The organism is Pseudobutyrivibrio sp. YE44 (genome assembly GCF_900104335.1).
In the GTDB taxonomy this organism is placed as follows: Bacteria; Bacillota; Clostridia; order Lachnospirales; family Lachnospiraceae; genus Pseudobutyrivibrio.
The window spans coordinates 1-12,724 of the sequence record NZ_FMXT01000012.1; the positions used below are offsets into that span (position 1 = coordinate 1).

Below are 12,724 nucleotides of genomic sequence, written 5' to 3' on the forward strand. Positions count from 1 at the left end.
ATATGGAAATGATTCTGCATACTGATCAAGGTTCAGTTTATTCGTCTAAAAGTTTTAATGAACTTTTACCTTTGTACAACATCGTTCATTCAATGTCCCGTGCTGGAACACCTACAGATAATGCAGCGATGGAGGCAATAAATGGATGGATGAAAGCAGAAATGTTCATGGATCTACATCTTACAAGCACAGAAAATATAGCTGAAGAAATAGCTAATTATATCGTGTTCTTCAATGAGGAACGCCCTGCTTACTCTTTAAACTACCTGACTCCAAAACAATACCGGGAGTACTATGCCTAAAATGAATGACGAAAAATTAGAAATCGTGTCTACTTTTAGTTGACTAGTGCAAATAAGAGAAATGACTACGGAAAAAAGCTTGAGAATAAGGAACATTACCGTAATTCAGATCAATGTAAGAAAATAGCTTACGGCATTTTGGGCGGTTAAAAGAGAAAAGTCCGTAATTGAGGTATTAAAGGAGGACATTACAATGAAAATAGAACACATTGCAATGTATGTAAACAACCTTGAGGCTACCAGGGATTTTTTCATTAAATACCTCGGCGGAAAATCCAATGATGGATACCACAACAAGAATACTGATTTCAGATCCTACTTTATCACCTTTGAGGCTGGGGCCAGACTTGAAATAATGAATAAGCCTGGGCTGAATGATATGGAAAAGCCACTTAACAGAACAGGATTGATTCATATTGCATTTTCAGTTGGTAGCAAAGAAAAGGTGGACGAGCTGACAAACACATTAAAAGAAGATGGATTTGAAGTTGTCAGTGGACCTCGTACCACAGGGGATGGCTATTATGAAAGCTGTATTGTTGGTGTTGAGGGAAATCAAATCGAGATAACAATTTAGCATATTACAAATAGAAAGAGATACAGTGAGGCGAACAATGAAGGACTTGAAAAGATATAAAACTGTAAATAAAATTAAGCAATTTAACTTTCAAATTAACAGAGTGTTAACTTATGGCTCGGACGCCTGTGATGAGCGATTGGTTACAGCACGATTAGCAAAGGTTTCAACCTTAGATGAGTGGTATAAAGCATGGACAGAATTATCTGATATTGCTATTAATAATAACAGATACATGCATGCTGCCTATTATGATAGGATGGCAGAATTCTTTCTGAAGCAGGATGATCCAAGAAAGTCACCACTATATGACAAGTGCATAAAAGAATTTAAAACGGCTTTCGAACAGTACAGAATAAATTACAAAACATTTGAAGTTCCATATAAAAATGGCTTTATGATGTGCATCCGAATGACTCCAAGTCAGTATAAGCAAACAGTTCTAGTTTGTGGCGGCTATGATTCTTTTATTGAAGAGTTTGTGCTTCAGGTCCATAAATTTGTCCAGCAGGGTTATGAGGTAATCTTGATGGAGGGCCCAGGGCAGGGAGATTGTGTTAGACAGCATTTATATTTTGAAGCAAGCTTTGAAGAACCAGTTGCTGCAGTTTTAGATTTTTTTGAAGTCAAAGCTTGTGCCATGGTAGGAATATCCTGGGGAGGATATTTCGCCCTAAGGACAGCAGCTTTTGAAAAGCGAGTGACGAAAATTGTAGCCTATGATGCCATGGATGATGGCTATGAAGTTATGACTAATATTTTTCCAAGGCCAATTCGCTGGTATGTTCGCAAGCTTATAAAAGAAGGCGACAGGACTAAGGTAAATCTATTATTAAAGAGAATTGCCAAAAGAAGTGTATTGGCAGATTGGATGCTTGCCCAGGGACAGTTTATCACTGGAACAGAATCTATTTATGACATGTATATGGCACTTCAAGAGCATAATCTAAACGGTTTATACGAAAAGATTGATCAAGATGTTTTGCTAATGGCCGGCGAAAAAGATCACTACATACCTCTCTGTCAATTTGAGAGATGTCGAAAAAGAATTATTAATGCTAAAACTATGAAAGCACGCTGTTTTTCAGCAATAGAAGGTGGAGAGCAGCATTGCCAGATTGGTAATCATGAGTTGGCAATTGATACAATACTTAGGTGGCTAGCATAGTTGTCCTAAGAAAACCATGTAAAATAGGAGAAGAAAACCATGCCAAACGAAAACGGAACTTGGATAATGTATGGGGTAGAGTGGGATGACCCAGAGTGTCTTCACACAGTAGATGATGCAATTGCATATATTAATGAGATAGGCTTTTTACCATTATTCAAGAATGAGATTCCTGGATTTTCTTTAGAGGAAAGAACCGTTCCTGAATATTGGTGGAGCGGAGACCAAGGGGTGGATCCATGGGAGTGGCGAGAGATAATTGCCCGCCGAGGAGAGATTGCCTATGGCAAATTCTTTGATAAGAAGGCTGGTTTTATTTCTAGAGAATGGCTTCCTTATTTTGCAAATTATAGACGTGATGGGTATGATTTTGATGCCCTTTGGGAGGATGGTAAGGCTTCTCGCAGACAGAAAAAGATTATGGATTTGTTTGAAGAGAATGAAGAGCTCTATTCTAATGAAATCAAAAAGCTGGCAGGCTTTGGAAAAGGTGGAGAGAAGGGCTTTGATGGAACCATCACGGATTTACAGATGAAGACATATCTTACAGTAAAGGATTTCCGTCAGCGCAAGAATAAGCAGGGCGAAGCCTATGGCTGGCCAATCGCCATATATGCAACACCAGAAAACCTCTTTGGCTACGATTATGTAAGGCGCAGATATAATGAAGAACCGTCTGCTTCAAAGGAGGCTATTGCAAATCATATTAGAGATATTTACCCTATAGCTACAGAGAAGCAGATTCAGAAGATAATAAAGTGATATAAAGATATATATGCTTAAAGAAAGGGAACGAAAATGGCCTTAATACAAGTAAATTATTTATCAAAAGCTTTATTCAGAGAAGTACCGGTTAATGTGATACTTCCTGTGGATCGTTTTGATGCTGACACTAATCGATACTTAAATGGAAAAGAGCGCAAGTACAAAACTCTTTATCTCTTGCATGGTCTTTTAGGAAATTATAACGATTGGATAAGCCAGACCCGAATCCAGAAGTGGGCTGAGGAAAAGAACCTAGCGGTGGTAATGCCATCTGGAGATAATGCTTTTTACTTCAATTCAAGAACACCTTGGAATGATTATGGAACTTTTATTGGCGAAGAACTTGTGGAAGTAACCAGACGAATGTTTCCACTTTCGGATAAACGTGAGGATACCTTTATAGCAGGTCTTTCAATGGGTGGATTTGGTGCACTTCGAAATGGTATCGTATATTCGAATAATTTCAGTCATGTTGCAGGTCTGTCTTCGGCAGTGCATATTTTTGAGGATACCTCAGAGGAAGCAAATATTGGTCTGTTTGATAACATTGCAGAAGCTTCGAAGACCAACAAGAACCCTTGTGTGGCTGTGGAAGAGATGCTTTCAGAGAAGCGTCCTATTCCAAAATTTTACATGGCCTGTGGAACACAGGATGACTTAATGCCAGCAAATGTTGCTTTCAGAGATTTCCTACAGGAGAAAGGCATTGAGGTAACTTGGGACGAGGATGATTATGGTCACGATTGGGACTTCTGGGACAGTCAGATTAAGAAAGTTCTAGATTGGTTGCCTTTGGAATCCGAATGGTGAATATGGACCAGAGCGATATATTGAAGTTTCATGTGTGGAGTGATAGAGGGATAAAAATATGAGTATTACAGTAAATTTAAGATACAAAGGTGCAAATGGAGCTGCAAAGAAATTTGCAGAGGAGATGATTAGCAGTGGAACTGTTGAAGCTATCAGAAATGAAAGTGGAAATCTCCGCTATGAATATTATGTTGCCTTAGATGATCCAGAGACTATTCTTTTAATTGATAGCTGGAAGAATCAGGAATCCATAGATGTTCATCATGCATCTCCTATGATGGGGAAAATAACGGAGCTCAGAGAAAAGTATGACCTTCATATGACTGTTGAAAGATATGTTTCTGATGATTCTATGCCTGACAGAGATGAGTCATTTATAAGAAAATGATGGTATGATTTAGATGTGAGGCTAATCTTTTATCAGTCTAAATATTCAAATTTGTCTAGTGGCCAAATTCAATGAGTATAATAAAATGGAGTAACAATATGGGATTTTTTTCAGAGATAGATGGAGAGCTTAAGCCATCAGATGATTATTTAGCAAACCACACTTTGGAAGGCTATGAAGAAGGCGACATGGAGCATGATGACTATGAAGTCGAGGATGATAATGTGGCCATGTCTGTCATGAGAAAATGCAAGGATTGTGGCAAAGCCTTTACTTTGTCAGGGGCTATAAAGGATTTTGATTCTTATTTCGACGGAGAGTTCTTCTATATGGAAGAGTTTGTTGGACAGCTTTGCGGCAAGTGCGCCATAGCAGAAATTGAAGAGGAGTTTTAGAAAATGATATACATAGGCTGTCACCTGTCAGTGACAAATGGATATGAGGCAATGGGACGCCAAATGACTGATTTTGGCGGTAGCACCTTTGCTTGGTTTACAAGAAATCCAAGAGGTGGAAAAGCTAAGGATATTGAAAAAGCAGATGTGGAAAAGCTTCAGGCTATTTTAGAAAAGGAAAAGTTTGGAAAGCTGGTAGCCCATGCCAGCTATACTATGAACCTCTGCTCAGCAAAGCCAGAGACCAGAGCAAATGGTCTTGATATGCTTAAGCAGGATTTGCAGAGAATGGAGCAGGTTCCAAATCAATACTACAATTTTCACCCAGGTTCTCACACAGGACAGGGAGCTGAGGTTGGAATTCAGCAGATTGCAGATGGATTGAACCAGTCACTTTGGGCTGATATGCACACCACAGTGCTTCTTGAAACAATGGCTGGAAAAGGCTCTGAGGTTGGCAAGACTTTTGAAGAACTTAGAGAAATTATCGACCGCGTAGAGTTAAATGAGAAGCTCGGTGTATGTCTCGATACTTGTCACATCTGGGATGGAGGCTACGACATAGTAAATGATTTCGACGGGGTGCTGACTCAGTTCGATAAGATTATCGGTCTTGATAGGCTAAAGGCTATCCATTTCAACGATAGTAAAAATGAATGCGGAGCTGCAAAGGACCGTCATGAGAAGCTTGGACAGGGCTACATTGGCATGGAAGCAATGAAGCGAATTGCACAGCATCCAGTTACCCAAAATCTTCCATTTATTCTTGAAACACCAAATGATGATGCCGGATATATTGGAGAAATCGCCACAGTAAAGAGTTGGTTTTAGTGGGATATTTAAAGTTTCAGAACTAGGATTTAAGAGGTTGAAAAACCTCTTAAATTTTTTCTTGACTCTAACGTTACGTCATACTTTATATTAAAATCACACGGAGGGAATGGCAGTGATGATGACAGTAAATGAAGTTAGCAAACTAGCGGGAGTGAGTATACGCACCCTGCAATACTATGATCAGATTGGTCTTTTGAAGCCGGCAGAGTATACAGAATCTGGTTATAGACTGTATGACGATACAGCAATGGAAAGATTGCAGCAGATTTTATTGTTCAGAGAGCTGGAGTTTCCACTGAAAGAGATTAAGGACATAGTTGATAATCCCGACTTTGACAAGGAAAAAGCACTGGATCAACAGATAGAGCTTTTAACCTTGAAGAAGGAGCACCTAGAAAACCTAATATCTTTCGCCCGTGAGATTAAAACAACAGGAGGAAGGAAAATGGACTTTTCAGTATTTGATAATAGTAAAATTGAGGAATATGCAAAGAAAGCAAAGGAAGAGTGGGGCAACACCGCTGCCTACAAGGATTTTGAGAAGAAGTCTGCTGGCAGAACAAAGGAAGACGAGAAGCAACTTTGGGCAGAATTTATGCAGCTATTTGTAAAGCTTGGTGAGGTTAAAAATGAGTCTCCAGATTCTGCCGCTGCACAGAGTATAGTTAAAGAAATCCAGGAGTACATCACTGAACATTTCTACAAATGTGATAACAATATTCTTCTTGGACTTGGACAGGCATACGCCAGCGGTGGTGAGTTTACAGAAAACATTGACAAGGCAGGCGGTGCAGGCACTGGAGCCTTTGCATTTGAAGCCATAAAAGCATATTGTAAGTAGGATTGATGGAGCTACATTGGTGGCTCCATTTTTAGTACCATAAAAGTGTAGTTGTTAGAGAGTAATTAACTCTGATATCTGCACTTATTTTTGGTTGGAAAATATAGCATTATGGTGCAATTCATATATGGCTTTATTTTTTTGAAGATTCTTATTTTTATAAGAAAAAAGTACGGGATTATCTTTTGCATAAAATAAAAAAGAATTTTGACATGTAGATTGCTTCTGATACGTTTTTCTTCTATCAGTAGAAATTCTCAGAAAAAATGGCTTAATACTATTTTTTTACTCAAAAATCATATATAGTAGAATAATAATTAAATGCTTTAGGGGGATTAATGAAAATGAATGAAAAGAAAGTAACTGGATTTGATTTTTTATGGTGTTCGCTTTATGCATGTGCAGCTTTTATGATTGAATTGATACTTGTATTTATTGAAGAAAAAATGGGGCTTACATATGCTGAGTTTACTGTTTCACAGAATATAACTCATTGGCTAATCACTATTGCATTGTGGGTGGTTGCTGGCATCTTAGTTATTCGCTATGCAAAGAAATCCACTGGTTTTGATATCTGGGAGCAGAGAACAAAACTAAAGGGATGGCAGTATGTTGCTATTCTAGTCAGTATTGCGGTTATCACCTTTGCACAGTATTTAGATTGGGGTGGCTTTAAGGTTTCCCTTGAATGGCAGAGGCTTGGGGCAGTTAAATTTATATTCCAATATATTTATTATTTGGCAGAAAGCTTTTTGATTTCCCTTGTTATTATCTACGGTCAGTTAGCCTGTGAAAAGTGGTTTAAGAATGAAAAGATTCCATATGGTGGAATTATCCTTGGACTTACATGGGGACTTGGCCACATACTATCAAAGGGAAGTGTTTTGGCTGGAATCTTTACAGGACTCTCAGGAGTGCTATTTGGTGCAGCCTATCTTTTCACAAACAGAGATTACCGAAAAGCATATCCACTGATTGCGCTGCTGTTTATTCTATAAATATTATTTTGAATCTCTTGTGCTATGGTGGCGTTGTTGCTAATGAATACTTTGTGCTGTGGTGGCTTTGTTGCCAATGAATACTTTGTGCTATGGTGGCTTTGTTTATCATTGTATTCCTTGTGCTATAGTGGCTTTGTTTATCATTGTATTCTTTGTGCTATAGTGGCTTTGTTTATCATTGTATTTTTTGTGCTATAGTGACTTTGTTACCTTTGAATTCCTTATGCTATTGTTGTTATTTTTATCATTAGGGGCTTGAGGCTAGTTTGAATTAAATTTTCCTTTTGTATTCTTTAGGATCCGTTGGATTAAATTCTTAAATTGAGGTGTTTTACGGAACAGGGACATGATTATGGCATTTCTTCCGTAGTCAGTTTTGGTAAAACAGTCAAAATTCTTTGAAAGAAGAGGCATTTTACGGAAGAACACCAGAATAAGATAGATTTTTCCGTAGCCAATATAAGAGCATTATAGGATACATCACAAAATACTACGGAAAAAATATAGGAATATGGGATTTATTCCGTAAAGAGCTTTAAAGTAAGAAAAGCGGCTACGGAACATGTTGAGAATAAGCAGTGGTTTACCGTAAAAATATATTTATTTACAGTGATAAGTGCAAGCGAGTAAGTTGATTTAATCAGAATAATCATAGAACCTAAAGTTTTAAGAACCATTAGGAGAAAAGCATGGCAGATATAACTTTGATAAAAGCAACAAAAGATGATATGCACGACATATGGCAAATGCAGATAGATGGCTTTTCAGGACTTTTGGATAAATATCGTGCTTATGCTACTAGCCCAGGGGCTGAAAGCTTTGAAAAAGTAATGGCAAGGTTTGAGCAGCCATGGACCACTTATTATTATATTTCTGCTGAGGGTGAAAATGTTGGAGCTATAAGAATAGTGGACAATAAGGATGACAGTCCCAAAAAGATTTCGCCTATTTGGATTATGCCGGAGTACAGAAACAATGGGTATGCCAGTGCTGCTATAAAAGCTGCAGAGGACATACATGGTGCTAATAACTGGAGTTTGGGGACAATTCTTCAGGAGCCAGGAAATCTGCATCTATATGAAAAGATGGGATATCACCAAACAGGTACAATTATAAATATCAATGACAAAATGGATATAGTAATTTTTGAGAAGGATTAAAGATGGACAAAGAATTAGTAGAATTTCTAATCAAAGCAAAACAGGCAACTTATGCAGGAAAGGGTGCAGAGACAGCTCCATCAAGAGAGAAGTCACATGACTTGATTTATAAAGATGGAGATTACATGTACTATGATACATATCTTGGTACAGGCAAATTTGCCGGAGAGGAAGCCCTTTGGATTAAGGGAAATCCATATTGGAGCATGAACTATATCGGCAGAGTAACTGGGGAGAGCTTCAGCGGAGATTTCCTAAAGGAGGCATTACTTAGAGTTCCAGAGGATAAACCCTTCCGTGGCCCAGACGATTATTCAAATGGAGACTACAGCTATCATTGTGAGATAGAAGGAGACTTTGAGTGGTTCCAAGGAAAAGAAATAATAAGTCTTAGGGGCACCGAAATATATGAATGTGTTTTCCATGGTGGGTTGGTAGAGTAAGCATAGCACCAAAGATGATGAACAGAATTAGGTGTTCAGCTCTCTGTTGAAAAATAGAGCTCCAGGCCTTAGAATATAGTGGTAGAAAGGATTTATTATGTCATATTTAATTAAAGATACCACAAAAGAAGAAAGAGAACAGATTGTAAAGGAGTCCCTTGGAAACATAGAGGCTAACTGTGACGGCTGTATGGCTGGATTGGCTGAAATGTATCAGGATTACATTGATGGCAAGAAGGAGCTCAGAGAGATTAATATGGAGTTCAATGCCAGATATGTTAAGGATAATGATATGGAGGTTAGAGGCTCTAGCTGTGTAATGTAGAGCAGAATAACCTCTAAATTATAAAATAGAAAATCAAAACAATCACAAATAAAACAGCCTACTTCAGCAATAAGAAGTAGGCTATTTTAAACTCAGAAAAAGCTTAATATGATTCATAGATATAGCAGTTTTAAACTAAGAAAAAGCTTAATATAATTCATAGATATGGCAGTTATTAACTCAGAAAAAAGTTCAGTATAACTCTCAGATATAGTTATAATATTCTCTGAAAAGCTTTAAACCAAAAGTATTCTCACTTACTCTTCAGGCATAAGCTCCATATGTCCAGTTTCAAATCCACAGAGAATTTCTGCTGTCACATCTTTGTAGCTATCCCCATCAGGCTCCTGGTAGCTAAGATAAAGAGTGTCACCCTTCCACTCAAAGGATGGCTTTACATCATCCTTTCCAGAATAATACCAGCGCACATAAGCGTGATTCATATTTTTGTCATCGCTATACTGATTATCATTTAAGATAAAACCATAGGTGCCTTCTTCTTTACTGATTACGCCGTAGAGGTTGTATCTTCCAGTGGAATCATCTGCAATCTTAACCAACGCATCTGAATTCTCGTTAATCTCATCAGCATTGCTCCAGTCTAATGGTTCCTTATCTTGATTAGCATAATCGGAGACAATTCTGTCGATTACAGAGCTATAGTTAAAAGGCGATGGCTGAACCTGGCCCTTTTCATCCTTGGTGTACTGAGCAACGATAGTGTCGTCTCCAATCATATAGGTGAGCATGTCCATATTCCCGATAAGATCGAAGGCTTCCTTGGCATTTTCGTCCAATTCGTTGTATAAGGTTTTGGCGCTGTCATCCTGTTTCAAAAACACCTTAAGTTCGTAAGGCTGCTCTTCAGTTTGAAGCTCAATGCTGTCGTAGCTGTAGCCCTCTGGATATGTCTGATTTGATGCGATTCCAACTACTTTAGTGTTGTCACCAATGTAGTCTGTTCTGAATTGCTCTAAGTCAGTGGTGGAACCGTCAGTAATTGAAGCTTCACCCTCCGATGTAGCAGAGTTATTTATAGTTGTAGATGTTTTGCCACATGCTGTTAAACATAAGCTCAGCATCAAGCACATAATTATTTTTTTGTTCATAGTATAGTGTTCCTCTCTTGCAGCTAATTACACGAATAATTATATATGTCAATGTAATACATATCAACAGACCGCAAGCACCATCCCCCTTTTAAACTAACACAACTATGCAATAAAGCTTGAATTTAGTATACTTAGGAGCAGATATAAATATTTCTAAAGAAAGCAGACTTTGGAATCAATAGTGTATGAAATCATTAGACTATGAAATCATCAAATCATGAAATCAATAGAACAAGAAAACTGCTTAATGACTCAAAGAAAATAAAAAAGATGAATAAAGATAAAATAGTCACTCATATAAAAAACATACTTGGAATCATACTAAAATACCTAAAATGCTCCATTATTGATGGAGCCATCATAGGTGTAATCAACTTTATTTTTATGCTATACATGGATATGCCCTTGAAAGTACTAATCTCAATTTTTATGGGAATAACCAATCTTGTACCAAGTATTGGTCCAGTTGTGGGAGGCATAATAAGTGGAGTTGTGTTAGCCTTCTTTGATATAAAGTTGGCTTTGTGGTTTTTAGGATTTACGGTGGTTCTTCAAACTATAGACGGCCTATTTATTAAGCCTAAATTGTTTGGGGATAGTTTTGGAATATCTGGCGTGTGGATGTTTATTGCCATGATGGTTGCAGGATTTTTCTTTGGAATTGTAGGGTTAATTCTTGTAGTGCCGATTGTTGCCATTATCCAATATGTGATTAAGGTTATTAAGCATTCCCACAAGCAAGAGTAATGCACAGGGGAAAGAAATGCACAACCCAGAGAAATGCACAACCCAGAGAAATGCATAAACCAGAGAAATGCTTAAATCAGAGAAATGCACAAACCAGAGTAATTCAAAAGATAGAACAGTCACATTAGTTTTAAGACAGATTATTTAATAGTAGGGGGAATAATAAAATGGACAGGCCGATACTTAGAAACAAGCTATATCTTTATCTCACAGAATTTTTTGCCGGAATGTCTGTTATGGCGGTTGAGTTAGGTGCAAGCAGGTTGCTGGCGCCTTATTTTAGTTCATCTCAGATAGTTTGGACCATCATCATCGGAACAATTATGATAGCCATGGCTCTTGGGAATCTGTATGGTGGACGAATGGCGGATAAGGATCCAAATCCAGACAAGCTTTATAAGCGAATAATCATTGCAGCGTTATGGATTGCTGCAATTCCAGTGGTGGGTAAATACGTTATTCTGGTAATATCAGGACTAATAGTTTTTACCGTAAATACGAATTTCTTAGTTATAGCAGGTTTTGTTGCCTGTATGGTGATATTCGTATTTCCGTTATTTTTGTTGGGTACAGTGACACCATCCCTGGTGAAGTTTTCTGTGGATAGTCTGGATGATAGTGGAAGTGTTGTGGGAAAGCTTAATGCTAGCAACACAATTGGAAGCATCATCGGTACCTTTGTTCCAACCTTTATCAGCATTCCTGCTGTGGGGACTGCCATTACCTTCCTTATTTTTGCAGGAATTTTGCTGATACTCTGTATCGTATATTTTGTTAGCTCGAAAATAAATTTCTCAAAGGCCAAGAGGGTTCCTGTTAGCATAGTGCTATTTCTTGTCTGCTGCCTTCTTGGTCATAGCAATAGCTTTGCATTTTGGCAGACAGATTTAACCTACGAGGGAGAGTCTATTTACAATTATCTTCAGGTGCATGAGGAAGGCAATCAGGTGATTCTTTCCACAAATGTGCTCTTTGGAGTCCAGTCAGTATATCAAAAGGACAAGGGCCCAACGGGGCTTTACTACGACTATGCCATGGCTGCTCTTCCTATGGCAGATTCAAATGTAGAATCTAGAGATAAGGATAATCCACTTAAAATTTTGATTCTTGGAAATGGAAGCGGCACCTTCGCCACCCAGTGTGATAGATATTATGAGAATCTTGATATTACCGGTGTGGAGATAGATGAGAAGATTACAAAGCTTGCCACAGAGTACTTTGGTCTTTCAGAGGATATACCAGTTGTGACCTATGATGGCCGCGCATACTTGAATGCCGTAGATGATAAATATGATGTGATTCTAGTGGATGCTTATCAGGATATTACCATCCCATTTCAAATGTCTTCCCAGGAGTTTTTCCAGTTGGTTGCAGACCATCTTGAGGAGGATGGCGTGATGGTTGTAAACCTTAACATGCGAAGCAATTCTCCAGGAAATATAAATGAGTATCTGGCGGATACAATCGCCAGTGTCTTTCCTAATATATATACAGCAGAGGTTTTAGGATGCACCAATCGAATCCTTTATGCCAGCTTCAACGATGATATAACCACAAATCTTGGTCAGGCAATAGAGAAGGAAAAGGATTCTGATCTTTTCTATATGATGTCCCTATCACAGGAAGGCTTGAAAAAGTACAAGCCGGGAAATCATACCATGACCGATGATAAGGCGCCGGTAGAGCTTCTTGGAATGAAGGTCATAGATGAACTAATTTCCGACGAGCTTACCTATTATAAGACACAATTAAAGGAAGAAGGAATACAGGGAATCTTGAACTCCTTCTAAGAAAAATATGGTGCTAATAACCCTTAAAAGGTTAAACTAGATTTCAAAAAAAAACGCTTTACTTTA

General features: G+C 38.1%; 16 protein-coding genes. 15 read left to right on the top strand and 1 reads right to left on the bottom strand.

Translation table 11 applies throughout. The annotated features are described in order from the left end of the window. From BLR54_RS12645 to BLR54_RS12705, 13 genes are all read left to right on the top strand, one after another. Positions 1-302, top strand: a 302-nt coding sequence (locus BLR54_RS12645; protein WP_090421647.1) for an integrase core domain-containing protein, incomplete at its 5' end; no start/stop codon positions are given. 193 nt (positions 303-495) lie between these two features. After that, positions 496-879 (top strand): VOC family protein, encoded by a 384-nt coding sequence (locus BLR54_RS12650; RefSeq protein ID WP_090421649.1) that lies wholly within the window; start codon positions 496-498, stop codon positions 877-879. Between the two features lie 37 nt (positions 880-916). Further along, a complete protein-coding gene (locus BLR54_RS12655) occupies positions 917-2,047 on the top strand; it encodes an alpha/beta fold hydrolase (RefSeq protein WP_090421651.1) in 1,131 nt (376 codons plus the stop codon). Positions 2,048-2,086: 39 nt separating this feature from the next. Then, a complete protein-coding gene (locus BLR54_RS12660; protein ID WP_090421653.1) occupies positions 2,087-2,809 on the top strand; it encodes an AlkZ-related protein in 723 nt (240 codons plus the stop codon). A gap of 36 nt (positions 2,810-2,845) precedes the next feature. Beyond that, positions 2,846-3,622 (top strand): alpha/beta hydrolase, encoded by a 777-nt coding sequence (locus tag BLR54_RS12665; protein WP_090421655.1) that lies wholly within the window; start codon positions 2,846-2,848, stop codon positions 3,620-3,622. A 58-nt stretch (positions 3,623-3,680) separates the two neighbouring features. Continuing rightward, on the top strand, positions 3,681-4,010 hold the full coding sequence (locus BLR54_RS12670; protein ID WP_090421656.1) for a putative quinol monooxygenase: 330 nt from the start codon (positions 3,681-3,683) through the stop codon (positions 4,008-4,010). A gap of 98 nt (positions 4,011-4,108) precedes the next feature. Then, positions 4,109-4,405: a hypothetical protein gene (locus tag BLR54_RS12675; protein WP_090421657.1), complete on the top strand. Its 297-nt coding sequence runs from the start codon at positions 4,109-4,111 to the stop codon at positions 4,403-4,405. A 3-nt stretch (positions 4,406-4,408) separates the two neighbouring features. Next, on the top strand, positions 4,409-5,236 hold the full coding sequence (locus BLR54_RS12680) for a deoxyribonuclease IV (protein ID WP_090421658.1): 828 nt from the start codon (positions 4,409-4,411) through the stop codon (positions 5,234-5,236). 118 nt (positions 5,237-5,354) lie between these two features. Further along, on the top strand, positions 5,355-6,080 hold the full coding sequence (locus BLR54_RS12685) for a MerR family transcriptional regulator (protein ID WP_090421659.1): 726 nt from the start codon (positions 5,355-5,357) through the stop codon (positions 6,078-6,080). 344 nt (positions 6,081-6,424) lie between these two features. Then, positions 6,425-7,078, top strand: coding sequence for a hypothetical protein (locus BLR54_RS12690; RefSeq protein WP_090421738.1), 654 nt, complete (start codon positions 6,425-6,427; stop codon positions 7,076-7,078). A 692-nt stretch (positions 7,079-7,770) separates the two neighbouring features. After that, positions 7,771-8,241 carry a GNAT family N-acetyltransferase gene (locus BLR54_RS12695; protein ID WP_090421660.1) on the top strand — a complete coding sequence of 157 codons (471 nt, stop codon included), beginning with the start codon at positions 7,771-7,773 and terminating at the stop codon, positions 8,239-8,241. A gap of 2 nt (positions 8,242-8,243) precedes the next feature. Further along, a complete protein-coding gene (locus BLR54_RS12700; protein WP_090421661.1) occupies positions 8,244-8,684 on the top strand; it encodes a DUF5680 domain-containing protein in 441 nt (146 codons plus the stop codon). A 97-nt stretch (positions 8,685-8,781) separates the two neighbouring features. Continuing rightward, complete coding sequence (locus BLR54_RS12705; protein WP_090421662.1) at positions 8,782-9,009, top strand: purine biosynthesis protein PurH; 228 nt, start codon at positions 8,782-8,784, stop codon at positions 9,007-9,009. A 257-nt stretch (positions 9,010-9,266) separates the two neighbouring features. On the opposite strand, the gene BLR54_RS12710 is transcribed toward BLR54_RS12705, so the two are convergent. Continuing rightward, positions 9,267-10,118, bottom strand: a complete 852-nt coding sequence (locus BLR54_RS12710) for a DUF4825 domain-containing protein (protein ID WP_090421663.1) — start codon at positions 10,116-10,118, stop codon at positions 9,267-9,269. 204 nt (positions 10,119-10,322) lie between these two features. Here BLR54_RS12710 and BLR54_RS12715 point away from each other — a divergent pair, with 204 nt between their 5' ends. Next, entirely contained in the window at positions 10,323-10,868 is a 546-nt protein-coding gene (locus BLR54_RS12715; protein WP_090421664.1) for an AI-2E family transporter, read from the top strand. A gap of 167 nt (positions 10,869-11,035) precedes the next feature. Next, the gene (locus BLR54_RS12720; RefSeq protein ID WP_090421666.1) at positions 11,036-12,658 is read left to right on the top strand and encodes a spermidine synthase; all 1,623 of its coding nucleotides are present in this window, start codon (positions 11,036-11,038) and stop codon (positions 12,656-12,658) included. Positions 12,659-12,724 lie beyond the last annotated feature (66 nt).